The following is a 17,621-nucleotide window of genomic DNA, read 5'->3' as shown; positions in this document are numbered from 1 at the left end:
ATGGTCGAACCCATGCGACGGACTCCCTCTTCCTTGCTCTCACACCGACATGGGGCACAACCGTGGTCGCACGCTCAGCATTCCCGCCCTCAGGAGCGGAGTGACGCGACCCACGAAGTGACCTCGTCGACGATGAGCGCGAGGGTCCCTTCCGGTGTCACGGGGGCGCGCTTGGCGGTGGCGAAGCCGTGATCGCCGTACGGCACCTCGACGAGCCGGTACGGCCCTTCGGGGAATTCCCCGGGCTTCCCGAAGGAGTCGTTGCCGCCCTGGACGACGAGGGTGGGCAGGCCGGTCCCGAGCAGTTCGGCGGCCCGGGACTTCTCGGGCCTGCCCGGCGGATGCAGTGGGAAGCTCAGCGCCAGGACGGCGGCGGCGCCGAGCTCCTTCCCGGTCCGGCAGGCGACCCGCGCCCCGGCGCTGCGGCCGCCGGCGATCACGGGGAGGCCGGGCCCGGCGAGAGCGGGCCAGATCCCGCGCCAGCCGGTGTCCAGGGTCTTCGGCGCCGGCGCCACCTTCTTCCCGGCGACCCGCCACGGCTGCTCGACGAGCGCGACGGTCACTCCCTGCCCGGGCAGCGCCCCCGCCAGGGCCTGGAGGTCGCGCGCCTCGATCCCGCCCCCGGCCCCATGGCTGAGGGCGAGCACCGCCCATGGCTTCTTCCCGGGGTACCAGGTGATCCGGGCGTCCCCGGCGTCGGTCGGAACGATCTCGCTCTTGGTCACGCCCCCATCCTGCCGCGCGGGGACGTCCCCGGCCGTGCTCAGAACAGCGTGCCGACCTCCGGGCCGTCCAGTTCCTTCAAGAGCTCAGGCCCGTTGTTGCGGACGTTGCTCACCGCCGTCGCGACCGGGAACGCCCGCATCAGCCCCTCGCGCGGTGCGTCGAGGAGCCCCTTGAGCTCCTCGATGTCCGTGCGCCGCGGGTCCAGCCAGGCGTCCCAGCGGTCCGGGGTGAGCATGAGCGGCATCCGGGGGTGGATGGCGGCCAGCGAGTGGGGGCCCTCCTCGGGGGCCACGCCGAGCGGTCCCTGCTCCGCCTCCGTCGTGACGACCGAGCACGTCACCCACCAGGCCGCCGGATGGTCGTCGGGCAGGGTGCGGTCGCGCCAGAACTCGTACAGGCCCGCCATGGCGAAGACGGATCCGTCCGCGGGGGTGACGAAGTACGGCTGCTTCCGCGTCCGCTTCTTCTTCCCCTCGACCTCCAGCTCGCGCTCCCCTGCCCCGGTGACCCACTCGTAGTAGCCGTCAGCGGGCAGGATGCACCGGCGCGCGGCGAAGGCCCGCTTGAAGGACGGCTTCTCGGCGATCGTCTCCGCCCGCGCGTTGATCATCCGGGCGGCGCCCTCCGGCGTCTTCGACCAGGAGGGCACGAGGCCCCACTTCAGTGTCCGCAGCTGGCGAACCGGCCGCGGCGAATCCGCGTCTTTGAGAGGACGCTCCAGTACCGCGTGGACCTCCTTGGTCGGGGCCACGTTCCAGTCGGGAGCCAGGGTCTCCTCGGGCTCCCACTTCTCGACCTCGAAGATCCGCACCAGGTCCTCGGGCCGACGACTCGCTGCATACCGTCCGCACATACGTGCCACACTGCCACGACCCCGATCCCGTCCGAGGAGCCAGTCCAGAAATGACCGAAGTCCTCGGTACACAGCCCGCCCCGGAAGAGTGGCTGGTGATCGTCACCGGCGTGGCCGCGCTCCTCGCCACCGTCCCCCGCGCGATATGGCGGCTCTCGCGGAACGCCGTCACCATCGCCCACGAGGGCGGCCACGGTCTGATCGCGCTCCTCACCGGCCGCCGGCTCCAGTCCATCCGGCTCCACTCGGACACCAGCGGGCTGACCGTCTCGCGCGGCCGCCCCACCGGCATCGGCATGATCCTCACCGCCGCCGCCGGCTACACCGCCGCCCCGCTGCTCGGCCTGGGCGGCGCCTGGCTCCTCGCCGACCACCGGATCACCCTGCTCCTCTGGGTGGCGACCGCGCTGCTCCTGGCCATGCTGGTGATGGTCCGGAACGCGTACGGGATCTTCACCGTCCTGCTGACGGGCGCCGCGTTCCTGCTGGTCTCCTGGCTCACCGGTCCGGACGTCCAGTCGGCGTTCGCGTACTCCGTCGTCTGGTTCCTGCTCCTCGGCGGGGTGCGCCCGGTCTTCGAGTTGCAGGGCAAGCGGCGCCACGGCGGGGCTCCGGACTCGGACGCCGACCAGCTCGCGCGGCTCACCCATGTCCACCCGGCGCTCTGGCTCTTCTTCTTCCACGCGGTCGCGATCTGCTCCCTGATCGGCGGAGGCCGCTGGCTGCTGGGGCTGTAGCCGCCGCGTGCCCCACTAAAGTGAGGGCATGACCGATACCTCCCCGCACTCCGACCTGCACACCGACCTCTGGCCCGCCCCCTATGCGAGCGGTGCCGTCGACGCGACCGTCACCGTGCCCGGATCGAAGTCGGTCACCAACCGCGGTCTGGTCCTCGCCGCGCTCGCCGCCGAGCCGGGCTGGCTGCGCCGCCCGCTGCGCTCCCGCGACACGCTCCTCATGGCGGAGGCCCTGCGCACGCTGGGCGTGAAGATCGAGGAGGGCGTGGGCCCGGACGGTACGGGCGAGGCCTGGCGGATCATCCCGGCCGGGCTGCACGGCCCGGCGACCGTGGACGTCGGCAACGCCGGCACGGTCATGCGCTTCCTGCCGCCGGTCGCGGCCCTCGCCGACGGCCCGGTGCACTTCGACGGCGACGCGCGGTCCCACGAGCGTCCGCTGCACGGGGTGATCGACGCGCTGCGCGTGCTCGGAGCCCGGATCGACGACGACGGGCGTGGCGCGCTGCCGATGACCGTGCACGGCGGCGGGGCGCTGGACGGCGGCCCGGTGGAGATCGACGCCTCCTCGTCCTCCCAGTTCGTCAGCGCCCTGCTGCTCTCGGCGCCCCGCTTCAACCAGGGGGTGGAGGTACGTCATGTGGGCGCGAAGCTCCCCTCCCTCCCGCACATCCGGATGACCGTCGACATGCTCCGGGTGGTCGGCGCCCAGGTCGACGAGCCGGAGACCGGCGGCGAGCCGAACGTCTGGCGGGTCTCCCCCTCCGCCCTGCTCGGCCGTGACCTGACCGTCGAGCCCGATCTGTCGAACGCTCAGCCGTTCCTGGCCGCGGCCCTGGTCACCGGAGGCCGGGTGACGGTCCCCGACTGGCCGTCCAGGACCACCCAGCCCGGTGACGCGCTGCGGGAGATCTTCACCGAGATGGGTGGCTCCTGCGAGCTGACCGAGGCGGGGCTCACCTTCACCGGCACCGGCCGGATCCACGGCATCGACGTGGACCTGAGCGAGGTCGGCGAGCTGACGCCCGGCATCGCGGCGGTCGCGGCGCTCGCCGATTCGCCCTCGACGCTGCGCGGCGTCGCGCATCTGCGGCTCCACGAGACGGACCGGCTGGCCGCGCTCACCAAGGAGATCAACGAGCTCGGCGGCGATGTGACGGAGACCGAGGACGGGCTGCTCATCCGCCCGCGCCCGCTGCACGGCGGGGTCTTCCACACGTACCACGACCACCGGATGGCGACCGCGGGCGCGATCATCGGCCTCGCGGTCGAGGGTGTGGAGATCGAGAACGTGGCGACGACGGCCAAGACCTTGCCCGACTTCCCCAGGATGTGGACCGAAATGCTCGGAGTCTGAGCCATGCGGCGCTACGGCAAGCACACCGACGAGGACGACATCCGCCAGCGGCCCAACCGCAAGGGCAACCGCCCCCGTACCAGCATCCGTCCCAAGCACGAGGACGCGGTCGAGGGCATGGTCCTCACCGTGGACCGCGGCCGGCTCACGTGTCTCGTCGACGACCGGATCGTCCTGGCGATGAAGGCGCGCGAGCTGGGCCGCAAGGCCGCGGTCGTCGGCGACCGGGTCTCGATCGTGGGCGATCTGTCCGGCGAGAAGGACACGCTGGCCCGGATCGTACGGATCGGTGAGCGCAGCTCCGTGCTCCGCCGCACGGCCGACGACGACGACCCGTTCGAGCGGGTGGTCGTCGCCAACGCCGACCAGCTGGCGATCGTCACCGCGCTCGCCGACCCCGAGCCGCGCCCCCGGCTGATCGACCGCTGTCTGGTCGCCGCGTACGACGGCGGGCTCACCCCGCTCCTGGTCCTGACGAAGTCGGACCTGGCGAAGCCCGACGAACTCCTGGAGATGTACGGCGCGCTGGGTGTGCCGTACGTGGTCACCACGCGCGACGAGTTCGTGGACGGGGTCGCGGCCGAGCGGGTGCACGAGCACCTCAAGGGGCGGACCACCGCGTTCGTCGGGCACTCCGGTGTCGGCAAGACGACCCTGGTCAACGCCCTGGTCCCGGAGGACCGGCGGCGGAGCACCGGCCATGTCAACGCGGTGACGGGGCGCGGCCGGCACACCACGACCTCGGCGCTGGCCCTCCCGCTCAACGACAAGGAGGGCGGCTGGGTGATCGACACCCCGGGCGTGCGCTCCTTCGGCCTCCACCACGTCGACCCGTCCCGGGTGATCCTCGCCTTCCCCGATCTCGTACCCGGCACGGAGAACTGTCCGCGGGCCTGCAGCCACGACGAGCCGGACTGCGCGCTGGACGCGTGGGTGGCCGAGGGGCACGCGGACCCGGCGCGGCTGTACTCGCTGCGGCGGCTGCTCGCGACCCGGGAGCGACGCGAGGGTGACTGACTCGCGCACGTTTGCTCCCCACCGCCGCCGGTAAGTGCATAATCGCACCAAGTGCGACGAAGCAGTCACCTACGGCGTGGGAGGCACTGACAATGGCGTGGCTGCTCGTGGTGGTCGCCGGATTCCTGGAAACGGGATTCGCGGTCTGCCTGAAGCTCTCGCACGGGTTCACCCGGCTGTGGCCGACGATCGCGTTCGCCTGTTTCGCCCTGGGCAGCTTCGGACTTCTGACGCTGGCGCTGCGGAAGCTGGACGTGGGTCCCGCGTACGCGGTGTGGACCGGCATCGGCGCGGCCGGGACCGCGATCTACGGGATGGTCTTCCTCGGTGACGTCGTGTCGACCCTGAAGATCGTGTCGATCACGCTGGTGATCGTCGGTGTCGTCGGACTCCAGCTCTCGGGATCGGCGCACTGACCCTCCCCGCAGACGGGCGCCGGGGCGACGACGTAGGAGAGCGCGAGCCGCAGGACGATCTCGCAGGAGTTCCGCACGTCTCCGTCACGGTCCTGGAGCGCCGCCGCGGCGCGGTCGCGGGCGAGGCCGAGGAGGTCGGTGGGGGACGGTACGCCCGCGTCGGCACGGCGTTGCGCGGGCACGGCGGAGGCGCGTGATCCGGCCCTGGCCGGGCGGGGCACGGGGAGCCGCTCCCCCCAGCAGCCGGTGAGCAGGGCCCGCAGAACGGGCCGGGTGAAGGCCTGGGTGACGGTCCACTCGGCGACGGCGGCGAGGTTGCGCCGGGGCGACGGGGGTCCCCCCGGAGATCCGGGGGAGGGTGCGGCCAGGACCCGTTCGACGCCTTGGAGGTACGCGTCGGCCTCGCGCCGTACCAGCGCGCGGGCCAGGCCCTCCTTGCTGCCGAACTCGTTGTAGAGGGTCTGCCGGGAGACGCCCGCGGCGGAGGCGACGTCGACCATCCGGACCGCGGACCAGGGCAGCCCCGAGAGCGACGCGAGGGCGGCATCCAGCAGGGCCTCACGGGCAGTCGGCATCGTCGCCTCCCGGCCAGAACGGTTCTGCGCTCAGAGTTGACGGGCCGCCACGCACTGTCAAGGGCTCCCGTGGGGCCACGTCCCTTCGAGGGATAGAGTTTCGACCATGGCCGACTACCACGACGATCTGCGTCTCGCCCATGTCCTCGCGGATGCCGCCGACGCGGCCACCATGGACCGGTTCAAGGCGCTCGACCTGAAGGTCGAGACGAAGCCGGACATGACGCCGGTGAGCGAGGCGGACAAGGCCGCCGAGGAGCTGATCCGCGGTCAGCTGCAGCGGGCGCGGCCGCGCGACGCGATCCTCGGCGAGGAGTACGGCGTGGAGGGCACGGGCCCGCGCCGCTGGGTGATCGACCCGATCGACGGCACGAAGAACTACGTGCGCGGGGTGCCGGTCTGGGCGACCCTGATCGCGCTGATGGAGGCCGGCGACACCGGCTTCCAGCCGGTGGTGGGCGTGGTGTCGGCACCGGCGCTCGGGCGCCGCTGGTGGGCGGCGAAGGGCGCGGGGGCGTACACGGGCCGCAGCCTGACCTCGGCGACACGGCTCCAGGTCTCGAAGGTCGCCGACCTCGGTGACGCCTCGTTCGCGTACTCCTCGCTCAGCGGCTGGGAGGAGCGGGGCCGCCTGGACGGCTTCCTCGACCTCACGCGCGCGTGCTGGCGGACCCGGGCGTACGGCGACTTCTGGCCGTACATGATGGTCGCCGAGGGCGCCGTGGACCTCTGCGCCGAGCCGGAGCTGTCGCTCTGGGACATGGCGGCGACGGCGATCGTGGTCCAGGAGGCGGGCGGCACGTTCACCGGCCTCGACGGCCGGCACGGTCCGCACAGCGGCAACGCGGCGGCGTCGAACGGTCTGCTCCACGGCGAACTGCTGAGCTACCTCAACCAGAAGAGCTGACGCACCCGGCCGGCCCGAGGGGGCGCCTCGCGGCACCTCGCGCACCCCCTCAGGCCGCCTCGCGCGCCCCCTTGTCAGGCCCTCGGCCCGCTGCGACTCTGAGAGTCCCCCCACTTGTGAACTTGTGAATTCGTTCTCGTTGAAAGCGGGAACGAATCACCGAGGAGGTGGCTCCCTTCATGCTCGTCCGTGACGCCATGAGCACGGTGGTCCTGACCATCGGCCCCGCCCACACCCTCCGCCAGGCCGCTCGGCTGATGTCGGCGCGCCGCGTCGGCGCGGCGGTCGTCCACGACACCGATGCCGGCGGGTTCGGAATCCTCACCGAACGCGACATCCTCAACTCGATCGGCGCAGGCCAGAACCCCGACCACGAGACCGCGGGCTTCCACACCACCACCGACGTCGTCTTCGCCGCCCCCACCTGGACCCTGGAGGAGGCGGCCGCCGCGATGACCCACGGGGGCTTCCGCCACCTCGTCGTCCTCGACGGACACGGGCCGGTGGGCATCGTCTCCGTACGCGACATCATCCGCTGCTGGACCCCGGCACACCGCCACGCGACGACCATGGCCAGCTGACACGAGAGAGGACCGGGACGCGATCGCGTCCCGGTCCTCTCCCTCTTCACCGACAAGCGCACCCTCGGCCACGCAGGGCCTGGACCGCGGCCTCCAGCCGCTTGCCGGTCGATCCCATGATAGACAATGTCTAAGTCAAGCAGGCATCCAAAGTCACACCCGTTCGGGATCTTGGACCCCCGCTGTTACTCTGGCTCCTATGAGTGACCTGTTGGAACGTCTGCGCGGCCGCGGCTGGCGAATGACCGCGCAGCGGCGCGTCGTGGCCGAGGTCCTCGACGGAGATCATGTCCATCTGACCGCCGACGAGGTCCACGCCCGTGCCGTGGAGCGGCTGCCGGAGATCTCCCGGGCGACCGTCTACAACACGCTGGGCGAGATGGTCACGCTCGGCGAGGTGATGGAGGTCGCGACGGACGGTCGCGCCAAGCGGTACGACCCGAACGCCCATCGCCCGCACCAGCACCTGGTCTGCGGCGGTTGCGGCGCGATCCGTGACGTCCATCCCTCCGGCAACCCGCTGGCGGACCTCCCGGACTCGGAGCGCTTCGGCTTCACGATCTCCGACGTCGAGGTCACCTACCGGGGCCTCTGCCCGAACTGCGCCACGATCGCCTGAGTACGACGCGCCACTGAAGCCCCTCACCTCGGTGGGGGGCTTCTTCGTGCGCCCGCCGGCTGCCGGGGTGAACGCGCACACGACGAAGGCCCGGATCCAGTGACTGGATCCGGGCCTTCGCTGTTACTGAGTAGCGGGGACAGGATTTGAACCTGCGACCTCTGGGTTATGAGCCCAGCGAGCTACCGAGCTGCTCCACCCCGCGTCGGTGAACACAACCCTACGGGACGGCCACGACCAGCGCAAATCCCTTAAGCGGTGAGCTCCTGGTGCAGCGCCTCGCTCAGACGCGCGGCCCGCTCGGCCACCTCCGCCGGACCGAGTTCCACGGCCCGCGCGCACCAGCGCCGGCCCTCCGTCAGCTCTCCACGCCGTGCGGCGAGCAGCGCGAGCCGCAGCGCGGCACGGCCGTGCCCGGCACGGGCGGCGCGGGTCCACCACAGAGACGCCTCGCGCTCGCTGCCCTCGCGGGCCAGGAGCAGACCGAGGTTGAAGGCGCCGTTGCGGCTGCCCGCCTCCGCGGCCTCCCGGTACCAGTGGGCCGCCTCCGCCACGTCACCGCGGGCCGCGGCCAGCATGCCCACCCGCACCTGGGCGCGCCGGTGCCCCTGCTGGGCGGCGCGCTCGTACCACTCCTCGCACTCGGTCTTCTCCTCGCGCGGGGCGCCGAGCGCGGGCGGGCCGGGCTCGGGGCGACGAGCGTCGAGCACGCTCGCGAGCCGGAACGCCGCCTCGGCGCTGCCGCCGCCCGCGGCGCACCGCAGATGGCGCTCGGCGGTCTGCTCGTCGCCGTCGCGCAGGCTGGCGATGCCGACCTGGAGGGCGGCCTCGGTGTGCCCGGCCGCCGCCGCGCGCTCGTACCAGCTCAGCGCCGTACGGTCGTCGTCGCGACCCGCGTAGAGGATGCCGAGGTTGAAGGCGGCGTCGACGCTGCCGGCCTCGGCGGCCTTGGAGAACCAGGGCTCGGCGCCGTTCGCGTCGCCGGCCTGGAGGAGGAGCACGGCGAGCGCGTTGGCGGCCTCGCGGTGCCCCGCGTAGGCGGCGCGGCGGTACCACTGCTCGGCCTGCTGGTTGCGGTCCTGGGCGGCGCAGAGCAGCCCGAGGTTGTACGCCCCGTTGACGTCGCCCGCGTCCATGGCGGCGCGGTACCAGCGCTCCGCGGTCTGCTGCTCGCCGCGGGCGGCATGCAGGGCGCCGAGCGCGTTGGCGGCGTTGCCGTCGCCGTCCTGGGCGGCGCGCAGCCACCACACGGCGGCGCTCTCCTCGTCCCCGGCGTCACGCAGCAGGAAGCCGAGCGCGCAGGCGGCCTTGGCCTCGCCCTCCTTGGCCGAGCTCAGGTACCAGCGGCCCGCCTCCTTCAGTTCGCCGCGCTTCTCCAGGATCGCGCCGAGGTGCAGCGCGGCCCGGCGGTGCCCCCGGGCGGCCGCCTGCCGGAACCACTGCTCGGCCTCGCCGAGCTCGCCGGCGGGCGGGGCGGAGGCACCGGCCGCGGGGGCGTTCGCCGTACCGGCGCTCGTGCCGCGGGCGGCATCGCCACGGGAGGCCGCGCCTGCGGCCGCAGCGGACGCAGCGGGCGCCGGGGCCGTGCCGGGGCCCGTGGCCGGGGCCGTAGCCCCTGCCGTGCCGCTCAGGCGGGCCGGGCTGTCGGTCTCCGTCGCGCGCCGCTCCAGGGCCAGGGCGAGGCGGTACGCGGCCTCGCGGTGGCCCTGTTCGGCGGCGGCGCGGAGCCAGCGCTCGGCGCCGACGTCGCTGCGGTGCTCCAGGAGGTCGGCGAGGGCGTACGCGCCCAGGGCGTGGCCCTGCTCGGCGGACTGGCGCAGCCAGTACTCGGCGGCGGGCTCGTCGCCACGCTCGCGGTGGTGGCGGCCGAGTGCGTGGGCGGCGGGAGCGGAGCCCGCGACGGCGGCGACCCGCCACCAGCCGGCGGCCTCCTCCGCGTAGCCGCGCTGGTGCAGCAGGACGCCCAGGTTGTTGGCGGCGGCGCGGTCCCCCGCGGCCGTCGCGCCGCGCAGATAGGGCTCGGCGCCGTCGAGGTCGCCCCGGCGCAGCAGCAGCGCGCCGAGCACGCTCATGGACGCGGCATCGCCGTTCTCGGCGGCGCGACGGTGGCGTGCCTCGGTCTCCGTGTCGCTCTCGGTCTCCGTGTCGGCGGTGGTGTCGACGGCGGCATCGACGGCCACCGCGGCCTCGATGATGTCATCCGCGGCACGTCGCGCGTGCCGCTGCACAAACCGCCCTGTCTCCAACAGAGTTGCCCTGTCCCCCATAAAAACCATCGTCGCACCACCCGCAACGCGCGTACACCTGGTATACCGCAGCCAGTGAGGTCACTTCAGCGTTTTGTCGACATGCCCACAGAGAGATAAGTCAAACACGACTCACCCCAACTCGCCCCATCCCCACCGCTCTTCGGGGCGTCGCGCGCCCCCTCGGGGAGGCACGACAAGGGCCCGGATCCTGAAGGATCCGGGCCCTAATCTTCAGTAGCGGGGACAGGATTTGAACCTGCGACCTCTGGGTTATGAGCCCAGCGAGCTACCGAGCTGCTCCACCCCGCGTCGTTGTTCCTCAAAGGTATCACGACGCGGGGTGGCTCCCGACCACGGCGATCAGCCGGCCGGTGGGCTCGCGCTCGAGGACGGCGTCGGCTCGGTCGACGGGGTCGCCCCCGGCTTCGGCTCCGTTCCGCCCGGCTTCTGGTCCGTCGAGGGCAGCTTCGCGCCCGCCTCCGCGGCCCGCTGGAGGGCGTCCTGCAGGGCGTCCTGGGCCTTGCCGTAGGCGGTCCAGTCCCCCTTCTGCAGAGCCGCCTCACCGTCGTCCATCGCCTTCTGCGCATCGGCGATGGCCTGCTTCAGCGCCGCGTCGTTCGTGGTCGGCGTCGTCGGCGGCTTGGTACCCGGCTCCTCGGGCTGCTCGGGCGGTGTGGCGCCGTCCACCCCGAAGACCGCATTCAGGGCGGCGGTGAGGTTGTCCTCGAACACCGTGGTGTCCTTGGTCGTGTCACCGTCCGGCTGGTCCGCGTCCACGTACGACACCGCGACCTTCTTCAGCAGCGGGTAGTGCGCGTTGCGGCCCTGGGCGTAGACCGGTTCGACGTACAGGAAGCCGCCGTCGAGCGGCACCGTGAGCAGGTTGCCGTACTGGATGTCGGAGTCGGCGCCCTTCATGTCCCGGACGAAAGTCGCCACCGACGGGAGGCTGTTGAGCTTGTTCTGCACCTGCTCGGGTCCTGGGACCTCGGAGGTGACTCTCAACAGCCTTATGCGGCCGTAGTCCTTGCTGCCCGCGTCGGCGTCGACCGCCATGAAGCCGCCCAGGTTGGGCCGCCCGTTCGGGGTGAACGTCGTCGTGAGCGAGAACTGCTGCTGCTTGTCCCCGGGCATCTTCATGCTCAGGTAGTACGGCGGGACCGCGTTGCCGTCCTTGTTGGTCGGGTCGTCCGGCACCTGCCAGGCGTCCGAACCGCTGTAGAACTGCGCCGGGTCCTTCACGTGGTACCGGGTGAGCAGTTCGCGCTGGACCTTGAACATGTCCTGCGGGTACCGCAGATGCTGCATCAAGTCGGGCTTGATCGCCGCACGCGGCTGCACGGTGTCCGGGAACGCCTTCATCCACGTCTTGAGGACCGGGTCCTCCGTGTCCCACTGGTAGAGGGTCACCGTGCCGTCGTAGGCGTCGACGGTGGCCTTCACCGAGTTGCGGATGTAGTTGACCTGGTTCTGCTGGGCCACCACCGCGCGCTGCTGGTTGCCCACGGTCAGGGAGTCCGCCGTGGTGTCGCCGAGCGTGGTGCGCGAGGCGTACGGGTAGCCGTTGGTGGTCGTGTACGCGTCGACGATCCACTGGATCTTGCCGCCGACGACGGCCGGGTAGGCGTCGCCGTCGATGGTCAGCCAGGGTGCGACCGCCTCGACGCGCTCCTTGGGCGTGCGGTTGTAGAGAATCCGCGAGCCCTCGCCGATGGCCCCCGAGTAGAGGATCTGCGGCTCGCTGAAGGCGACCGCGTACGCGGCGCGGTTGAAGGTGTTGGAGAGGTTGACCCCGCTCTTGCCCTCGTAGCTGGTGGTCTTCTCGCCGTTCTCCTCGTAGTCCAGCTCCTTCTGCGGCCCGCCGACGATCGAGTACTGGTCGGTCTTCTCGCCGTAGTAGATCCGCTGCTGGTACGGGCCGAGCATGCCCGTGGTCGGCAGGCCGGCCTCGGTGAAGACCGGGGAGCCGTTGGCGTCCGTCTGCGTGCCCGCGGCCATGATCGCGCCATAGCCGTGGGTGTACGTGAAGTGGTCGTTGATCCAGTTCCGCTTCGGGATGCCCTTGATGTTGAGCTCACGCAGGCCGACGACGGTGTCCTGGCCCTTGTAGCGGTCGACGTCGAGGGTCGTCGGGAACTGGTAGTACTTCCGCTTCTGCTCCAGCTGCTGGAACGTCGGCGAGACGATGTTCGGGTCGATCAGCCGGTAGCTGGCCGCCGTGTCGGAGTTCGCCCGGAGCTGGTCCTTGGCCTTGACCGTGGACTTGCCCGAGTAGTTCTCCGGCTCGGTGGAGTCGATGGCGTACGCCTTGCGCGTGGCATCGATGTTCTTCTGGATGTACGGCGCTTCCTTGGCCTGCTCGTTCGGCTGGACCTGGAACTTCTGCACGATGGCCGGGTACAGGCCGCCGATCAGGATCGCCGACAGGACCATGAGGCCGAAGCCGATCACCGGCAGCTGCCAGGTGCGGCGCCACAGGGTCGCGAAGAAGAGCACGGCGCAGATCACGGCGATGCAGAACAGGATCGTCTTCGCCGGGAGGTACGCGTTGGCGTCGACGTACCGCAGACCCGTCCAGTTGCCGGCGGCCTTGAAGTCGCTGGACTTCACGGCGAGGCCGTACCGGTCGAGCCAGTACGCCACGGCCTTGAGGGAGACGAAGACGCCGAGGAGCACCGACAGGTGGCCCGTCGCGGCGGCGGTGGCACGGGCACCGGGGCTGGTGACGCGCAGGCCGCCGTACAGGTAGTGCGTCAGGGCGGCGGCCACCAGCGACAGGATGGCGGCGGCGAAGCCGAACGCCAGCATGGAGCGGTACCAGGGCAGGTCGAAGGCGTAGAACGACACGTCCAGCTGGAACTGGGGGTCCTTCTGGCCGAAGGGCACGCCGTTGACCCACATGAGCCAGGTCCGCCACTGGCCGGAGGCCGAGGCGCCGGCGATCAGGCCCACAAGTGCGGTGATCGCGAGGAGCACCCACTTCTTGTAGGGCGCCAGACCCATCCGGTACCGGTCGAGGCTCTGCTGCTCCAGCGACATCGCGCTCAGCGGCGGCCGGAGGCGGTACGCCAGCCAGATGTTGAACCCGACGGCGAGCGCCATGAGCAGACCGAAGACGGCGAACAGGCCGATCTTGGTCCACAGCGTGGTGGTGAACACGGACGAGTAGTGGACGGAGCGGTACCAGAGCCAGTCCGTCCAGAACCCGGCGAACATGACGAACGCCATGGCCAGGACGGCCAGCACACCCAGGGTCATGAGCAGCGTGCGGGCCCGCCGGGACGGCCGGCCGACTCTGATCCTTGGCCCGGACGGACCTCCGCCGCCTCCGCGGTCCGGCATCTGGAAAGCCAACGTGCGCCCCTCGAGGTTGATGCGTCGATAAAGCAGGCCCCGCGATCGTAGAGCCCACTGGTGCAACTTACTGAGGCTTTACCTAGTTCCCGTCTTCGGGGGAAGAGGAGGCAGGATGTTGTCCATGTCCAACGTTTCCCCCTCCGGCACCCCCATGGCCGCGAGCCCCCTCACCCGCGCGGTGCTCGAGATCGACGAGTACGCCTCCGGCCTCGGCTGGGACCGTCCGGCCCGGCTCTTCGCCCTGGTCGACACCGCCCGACTGCGTGCCCAGGAGCCGGGACTCGCCTCCCAGCTCGGCCTCGAGAACGACGAGGCGGCCGCCGCCTACACCCCCATCGAGCAGGAGGAACTGCCGAAGGGGAAGCCTCTCGACGAGTTCCTCGGCACCATCGCCTGGCCGGACGCCGTGGTCGGCTGCGCACTGACCGTGGAGCGGCTGATGCTCCCGCCGTCGGCCGAGGCCTCCGTGCCGGAGGGCCTGAACGAGGCCGCTCTGGCGAAGTGGGTGGCCCGGCACCCCGACCGCCAGGAGGTCCGGATGACCGTGGCCGTGCTCCGTAACGGCGCGCGGGAGGCGGCGATCCGGCTGCGCGAGAAGGACTCGCCGAACGAAGTGCTGACCGGCGCGGACCTGGTGCCGGGGCTCGCGGAGGCCCTGGCGGCGACCTTCGAGGGCTGAGGCCGGCCGCGTACGCGTGACGAAGGGGGCGCCCCGGTCCGTGACCGGGGCGCCCCCCTTCGTCCGTACGGACCGTCCTAGCTCTTCGAGCAGCTGGGCAGGTTCTTCGTGTCGCCGTTGCGGAGCTTCTCCAGCGACTTCGTCGCGTCGTCGATGGTGTTCACCTTGATCAGGGTGAGGCCGTCGGGGATGTCGGAGGCGGCGGTCGCGCAGTTGTCGGCCGGGGTGAGGAAGTACTCGGCTCCGGCGTTGCGGGCGCCGACGAGCTTCATCTCGATGCCGCCGATCGGGCCGACCTGGCCCTTCTCGTCGATGGTCCCGGTTCCGGCGACGAACTTGCCGTCGGTGAGGCTCTCGGGCGTCAGCTTGTCGACGATGCCGAGCGCGAACATCAGTCCGGCGCTGGGGCCGCCGACGTCGGCGAGCTTGATGTCGATCGTGAACGGGAAGACGTGGTCGGTTCCGGCCTGGATGCCGACGATCGCCCGGTCGCCCTCCTGGGACTTCACCGTCGTGACGGTGACCTTCTCGGTGGCGGTGGGCTCCTTGCCCGCCTTCTCCGCCGCCTCGGCCTCCTTGGTGGGGACGATCGTGAACACGACCTTCTCGCCCGGCTGGTGCGTGGTCACCTGCTTGGCGACGTCTCCGGGCTCCTTCACCGGCACACCGTCCACGGCCTTGATGACGTCCCCGGCATGCAGCTGCCCCTGGGCGGGGCTGTCCTTGACGACGGAGGCGACGACGACCCGGGTGGTCACCGGGATGCCCAGCTCACCGAGGGCGGCGACCTTGGCGCTCTCCTGGGACTGGCTGAACTCCTCGGCGTTCTCCTGGGTCGACTCCTCCTCGGTCTTGCCGTCCGGGTAGAGGGTCTCCTTGGGGACGACCACGTTGTCGTGGGCGAGCCAGCCATAGACGGCCTCGACCACGTTCATCCGGTAGTCCGCGCTCGTGACGCGGACGGTCGTCATGTTGAGATGCCCGTCGGTCGGGTACGTCTTGCGACCCGAGATCTGCAGGACGGGTTCGCCCGCGGCCTCCCCGAGGGTGTTGACCGTCGGGCCGGGGCTCATCTCCGCGTACGGCACCGGTACAAGGACGCCCACACAGAGCAGGGTGATCAGGACCAGAGTGGAGGCGAGCATCGTCGCAGTGCGGCGTGGCATGGAACGACAGTACGGGACCGGCCTGTGAGTGCACCCGTGGGGCGGGTCCGTACGAGGCGGTCGGCGGGGGGAACTCAGCCGGAGACGTGACTACTGCGAACGGGGGACGAGGGTGCGGCCGGAGCCAGATCGCGTTCGGCGACTTCGAGGCCCGCGTGGGTCCGCTCCATGGCGTCCCTGAACCGTGCGTAGCCGGCGAGCTCGGCGACGTCTCCGATGGTCTTGTTCCGCTGGGCCCAGCTTCCCCATATCGCCGCGCCGACGACTGCGAAAAGCGGAATCAGCAACCAGGCGAGCGCTGCCATCCCGACCTCCCATCCCCAAATGAGCGACCGCAACCGACCGTGACCGGTCGATCAGCAGACTAACGATCTGCAGCATCAACGCTGCTGCCGGGGGGCCGGTTACGCAAATCGGGGCGTTCGGCTACGGGACGTCGGCGCGGCGCCTTGCACAGCCCGCCTGTGCCCGAGGCTCAGCAGGCGCCCACCCTCCCCCAGACTCCGTCCGGGGGGGCCCAGGCCTGTGCGCGAGGCTCAGCAGGCCCCGACCCACTCCTCAGTGCCGTCGGAGAACTTCTGGTGCTTCCAGATGGGGACCTCGTGCTTGAGGTCGTCGATGAGCTTGCGGCAGGCCTCGAAGGCCTCGCCGCGGTGCGGGCAGGAGACCGCGACGACGACCGCGAGATCGCCGACCGTCAGATCGCCCACACGGTGGACGGCGGCCAGCGCGCGGACCGGATAGTCGGCGACGACCTTCTCGGCGACCCGGCGCATCTCGTCCTCGGCGGAGGGGTGGCAGGAGTACCCGAGCGCGTCGACGTCCGCGCCGCCGTCGTGGTTGCGCACCGTGCCGACGAAGAGCGTCATGCCGCCCGCCGCGTCGTCGCCGACGGCCCGGAAGACCTCGTCGACCGAGAGCGGGGTGTCACGGATCGCGAGGAGCTTGATCGGGTCCGCCGCGGTCTGCTCGCCGGGGTGGTCATGGGTGCGTGCCATGCGCCCATGGTGCCGTACCGCACGGACATCGCGGAATAGCGCTTTCCACCGGTGGACCCGAGCCTCCGTAGGAGGGTCCTACATGCCGCGCCGCTTCCGCATCTGGCGTACCAGCGCCGCCGTGCCGAGCAGCGCCACCGTCGCACCGGCCGCTCCCGCCGCCGTCGCGTCCTTGCGGCCGAGCCGGCGGCCCGCGACGGTGTGCCGGCCCTGGACCTCCTCCAGGAGCGCGGCGAGCACCTCCTCGTTGGTCCATGTCGGCCGCCAGCCCGCGTCGTGCAGCCGTCCGACGCTGACCACCCACGGGTGCATCGTGTACGCGAGGTCCCCGGCCGGGGACGGGGTGAGCCCGATCCGGTGCAGCCGGGCCGCCGCACCGAGGGCGACCGCCGAGGGCAGCTCCATGCGCCGGATCCCGGAGAGCTCCTCGACCTCCTCCTGCTCCAGCCAGCCGTCGCAGCCGACCGCGAACTCCCCGTCGACCTTCTCGAGCGCCGCGTACTCCAGCGCGCTGACCAGGTCCTCGACGTGGCAGAACTGCCAGGTGGGGCGGGAGCCGGCCACGACGAGCAGGCGGGGCGACTCGAAGTAGCGGGTCAGGGCCGTGTCCGTGCCGCCCACCAGGACCGCCGGCCTGACGACCGTGACCTGGAGGCCGGGGTGGGCGCGGGGCGCGCGGCGGCCGAGCCGCTCGATCTCCAGCATGTCGCCGACGCCGGTGGCCTCGGCGGTCGCCCGCAGCTCGGCGTCCTCGGAGAGCGGGATGTCGTTGTCGGGCAGTGCGCCGTAGACCATCGCGGAGGTGCAGAGCACCACCCGGCGCACGCCCGCGGCCGCGGCCGCCGTGAGGACGGTCTGCGCGCCGCGCACGTTGTAGGCCGTTCGGGCGGCCGCGTCGGATTCCAGGTCGAGGTCGACGGCGAGGTGCACGACCACGTCGGCGCCGCGCAGCTTCTCGGCGATCGCCGGGTCGCGGACGTCGAGGATGTGCCACTGCGCCTCGGAGACCTCGCCGCGGCGCTCGTCGATCGCGATGACCTGCTTGATCTCATCGGACGCGGCGAGGCGCCTGGTCAGCAGGTCGCCGACCCCGGAGGCGGCGCCCGTGACCGCGACCACGGGGCCGCGCCCGGCGGGCCGGGTCGAGATGTTTCGCGCTGCGCGAACCTGAGGATCTGGGGAACTCACCGGGCGTCTCCAGCGGTTGTCTTCAGTACGTACCCGAATGACGCGTACGTACCAGGTGGCGTCCATCCTGCCGCAGGCCACGGCCCGGCGGAGCACCGAGCCCAGATCCGGCCCGGATGTCTACGCTGGTGGTGTGCAGCCGGGCATCGAGCCGAGCCAGGAAAGCCGCCGTCGGAAGGAATCCGGCGGCCCTACG

Annotated in this window: 17 protein-coding genes and 2 tRNA genes; 8 read left to right on the top strand and 11 right to left on the bottom strand. The window is 71.4% G+C overall.

All coding sequences use genetic code 11. From position 1 onward, the window contains the following. Positions 1-89: 89 nt before the first annotated feature. Both ACFY8U_RS14020 and ACFY8U_RS14015 read right to left on the bottom strand, forming a co-directional pair. The gene (locus ACFY8U_RS14020) at positions 90-725 is read right to left on the bottom strand and encodes an alpha/beta family hydrolase (RefSeq protein ID WP_389569615.1); all 636 of its coding nucleotides are present in this window, start codon (positions 723-725) and stop codon (positions 90-92) included. A gap of 38 nt (positions 726-763) precedes the next feature. Continuing rightward, positions 764-1,579 (bottom strand): SOS response-associated peptidase, encoded by an 816-nt coding sequence (locus tag ACFY8U_RS14015; RefSeq protein WP_389569612.1) that lies wholly within the window; start codon positions 1,577-1,579, stop codon positions 764-766. Between the two features lie 50 nt (positions 1,580-1,629). On the opposite strand from ACFY8U_RS14015, the gene ACFY8U_RS14010 reads away from it, so the two are divergent. From ACFY8U_RS14010 to ACFY8U_RS13995, 4 genes are all read left to right on the top strand, one after another. Continuing rightward, positions 1,630-2,316, top strand: a complete 687-nt coding sequence (locus tag ACFY8U_RS14010; protein WP_361606495.1) for a M50 family metallopeptidase — start codon at positions 1,630-1,632, stop codon at positions 2,314-2,316. A 28-nt stretch (positions 2,317-2,344) separates the two neighbouring features. Beyond that, positions 2,345-3,673, top strand: a complete 1,329-nt coding sequence (aroA, locus tag ACFY8U_RS14005) for a 3-phosphoshikimate 1-carboxyvinyltransferase (RefSeq protein ID WP_361436456.1) — start codon at positions 2,345-2,347, stop codon at positions 3,671-3,673. Positions 3,674-3,676: 3 nt separating this feature from the next. Beyond that, the gene (gene rsgA / locus ACFY8U_RS14000; protein ID WP_361606498.1) at positions 3,677-4,690 is read left to right on the top strand and encodes a ribosome small subunit-dependent GTPase A; all 1,014 of its coding nucleotides are present in this window, start codon (positions 3,677-3,679) and stop codon (positions 4,688-4,690) included. 92 nt (positions 4,691-4,782) lie between these two features. After that, entirely contained in the window at positions 4,783-5,106 is a 324-nt protein-coding gene (locus tag ACFY8U_RS13995) for a multidrug efflux SMR transporter (protein ID WP_361436452.1), read from the top strand. Here ACFY8U_RS13995 and ACFY8U_RS13990 read toward each other — a convergent pair. Further along, the gene (locus tag ACFY8U_RS13990) at positions 4,998-5,681 is read right to left on the bottom strand and encodes a TetR/AcrR family transcriptional regulator (RefSeq protein WP_389569609.1); all 684 of its coding nucleotides are present in this window, start codon (positions 5,679-5,681) and stop codon (positions 4,998-5,000) included. The two genes, ACFY8U_RS13995 and ACFY8U_RS13990, sit on opposite strands and share 109 nt — an antisense overlap. A gap of 106 nt (positions 5,682-5,787) precedes the next feature. On the opposite strand from ACFY8U_RS13990, the gene hisN reads away from it, so the two are divergent. The 3 genes from hisN (at position 5,788) to ACFY8U_RS13975 (ending at position 7,788) form a co-directional block, all read left to right on the top strand. Beyond that, a complete protein-coding gene (gene hisN / locus ACFY8U_RS13985; protein WP_361643243.1) occupies positions 5,788-6,588 on the top strand; it encodes a histidinol-phosphatase in 801 nt (266 codons plus the stop codon). Positions 6,589-6,767: 179 nt separating this feature from the next. Further along, on the top strand, positions 6,768-7,169 hold the full coding sequence (locus ACFY8U_RS13980; RefSeq protein WP_361606507.1) for a CBS domain-containing protein: 402 nt from the start codon (positions 6,768-6,770) through the stop codon (positions 7,167-7,169). Between the two features lie 199 nt (positions 7,170-7,368). Next, positions 7,369-7,788, top strand: a complete 420-nt coding sequence (locus ACFY8U_RS13975; RefSeq protein WP_389569604.1) for a Fur family transcriptional regulator — start codon at positions 7,369-7,371, stop codon at positions 7,786-7,788. A 131-nt stretch (positions 7,789-7,919) separates the two neighbouring features. Here ACFY8U_RS13975 and ACFY8U_RS13970 read toward each other — a convergent pair. From ACFY8U_RS13970 to ACFY8U_RS13955, 4 genes are all read right to left on the bottom strand, one after another. Next, positions 7,920-7,993: transfer RNA gene (locus ACFY8U_RS13970), tRNA-Met, on the bottom strand. 46 nt (positions 7,994-8,039) lie between these two features. Next, positions 8,040-10,064: a tetratricopeptide repeat protein gene (locus ACFY8U_RS13965; RefSeq protein ID WP_389569601.1), complete on the bottom strand. Its 2,025-nt coding sequence runs from the start codon at positions 10,062-10,064 to the stop codon at positions 8,040-8,042. Positions 10,065-10,272: 208 nt separating this feature from the next. Next, a tRNA-Met gene (locus ACFY8U_RS13960) sits at positions 10,273-10,346 on the bottom strand. Positions 10,347-10,397: 51 nt separating this feature from the next. Further along, a complete protein-coding gene (locus ACFY8U_RS13955; protein ID WP_361606513.1) occupies positions 10,398-13,379 on the bottom strand; it encodes a UPF0182 family protein in 2,982 nt (993 codons plus the stop codon). Positions 13,380-13,515: 136 nt separating this feature from the next. Between ACFY8U_RS13955 and ACFY8U_RS13950 the strand changes: the two genes are divergently transcribed. Beyond that, on the top strand, positions 13,516-14,073 hold the full coding sequence (locus ACFY8U_RS13950; protein WP_361606516.1) for a PPA1309 family protein: 558 nt from the start codon (positions 13,516-13,518) through the stop codon (positions 14,071-14,073). A gap of 77 nt (positions 14,074-14,150) precedes the next feature. Here ACFY8U_RS13950 and ACFY8U_RS13945 read toward each other — a convergent pair whose 3' ends face one another. From ACFY8U_RS13945 to ACFY8U_RS13930, 4 genes are all read right to left on the bottom strand, one after another. Next, positions 14,151-15,239 carry a PDZ domain-containing protein gene (locus ACFY8U_RS13945; protein WP_389569597.1) on the bottom strand — a complete coding sequence of 363 codons (1,089 nt, stop codon included), beginning with the start codon at positions 15,237-15,239 and terminating at the stop codon, positions 14,151-14,153. A gap of 74 nt (positions 15,240-15,313) precedes the next feature. Next, positions 15,314-15,544: a hypothetical protein gene (locus ACFY8U_RS13940; protein WP_361668623.1), complete on the bottom strand. Its 231-nt coding sequence runs from the start codon at positions 15,542-15,544 to the stop codon at positions 15,314-15,316. A gap of 231 nt (positions 15,545-15,775) precedes the next feature. Beyond that, positions 15,776-16,237, bottom strand: a complete 462-nt coding sequence (locus ACFY8U_RS13935; protein ID WP_389569594.1) for a molybdenum cofactor biosynthesis protein MoaE — start codon at positions 16,235-16,237, stop codon at positions 15,776-15,778. A gap of 78 nt (positions 16,238-16,315) precedes the next feature. Further along, on the bottom strand, positions 16,316-17,425 hold the full coding sequence (locus ACFY8U_RS13930) for an SDR family oxidoreductase (RefSeq protein ID WP_389569592.1): 1,110 nt from the start codon (positions 17,423-17,425) through the stop codon (positions 16,316-16,318). Between the last annotated feature and the right edge of the window lie 196 nt (positions 17,426-17,621).

This window comes from Streptomyces sp. NPDC012508, from assembly GCF_042902595.1.
In the GTDB taxonomy this organism is placed as follows: domain Bacteria; phylum Actinomycetota; class Actinomycetes; order Streptomycetales; family Streptomycetaceae; genus Streptomyces.
Note: the sequence above shows the minus strand (reverse complement) of the source record. Positions and strands in the feature narration are given on the sequence as shown.

What these genes read in the sequence shown, in the direction of transcription:
- ACFY8U_RS13955 (WP_361606513.1), bottom strand. Translation starts at nt 13,379, where the DNA reads ATGCCGGACCGCGGAGGCGGCGGAGGTCCGTCCGGGCCAAGGATCAGA.
- ACFY8U_RS13935 (WP_389569594.1), bottom strand. Translation starts at nt 16,237, where the DNA reads ATGGCACGCACCCATGACCACCCCGGCGAGCAGACCGCGGCGGACCCG.
- ACFY8U_RS13975 (WP_389569604.1), top strand. Translation starts at nt 7,369, where the DNA reads ATGAGTGACCTGTTGGAACGTCTGCGCGGCCGCGGCTGGCGAATGACC.
- ACFY8U_RS13950 (WP_361606516.1), top strand. Translation starts at nt 13,516, where the DNA reads ATGTCCAACGTTTCCCCCTCCGGCACCCCCATGGCCGCGAGCCCCCTC.
- ACFY8U_RS13995 (WP_361436452.1), top strand. Translation starts at nt 4,783, where the DNA reads ATGGCGTGGCTGCTCGTGGTGGTCGCCGGATTCCTGGAAACGGGATTC.
- rsgA (WP_361606498.1), top strand. Translation starts at nt 3,677, where the DNA reads ATGCGGCGCTACGGCAAGCACACCGACGAGGACGACATCCGCCAGCGG.
- ACFY8U_RS13990 (WP_389569609.1), bottom strand. Translation starts at nt 5,681, where the DNA reads ATGCCGACTGCCCGTGAGGCCCTGCTGGATGCCGCCCTCGCGTCGCTC.
- ACFY8U_RS14010 (WP_361606495.1), top strand. Translation starts at nt 1,630, where the DNA reads ATGACCGAAGTCCTCGGTACACAGCCCGCCCCGGAAGAGTGGCTGGTG.
- hisN (WP_361643243.1), top strand. Translation starts at nt 5,788, where the DNA reads ATGGCCGACTACCACGACGATCTGCGTCTCGCCCATGTCCTCGCGGAT.
- ACFY8U_RS14015 (WP_389569612.1), bottom strand. Translation starts at nt 1,579, where the DNA reads ATGTGCGGACGGTATGCAGCGAGTCGTCGGCCCGAGGACCTGGTGCGG.
- aroA (WP_361436456.1), top strand. Translation starts at nt 2,345, where the DNA reads ATGACCGATACCTCCCCGCACTCCGACCTGCACACCGACCTCTGGCCC.
- ACFY8U_RS13965 (WP_389569601.1), bottom strand. Translation starts at nt 10,064, where the DNA reads ATGGTTTTTATGGGGGACAGGGCAACTCTGTTGGAGACAGGGCGGTTT.
- ACFY8U_RS13945 (WP_389569597.1), bottom strand. Translation starts at nt 15,239, where the DNA reads ATGCCACGCCGCACTGCGACGATGCTCGCCTCCACTCTGGTCCTGATC.
- ACFY8U_RS13980 (WP_361606507.1), top strand. Translation starts at nt 6,768, where the DNA reads ATGCTCGTCCGTGACGCCATGAGCACGGTGGTCCTGACCATCGGCCCC.
- ACFY8U_RS13940 (WP_361668623.1), bottom strand. Translation starts at nt 15,544, where the DNA reads ATGGCAGCGCTCGCCTGGTTGCTGATTCCGCTTTTCGCAGTCGTCGGC.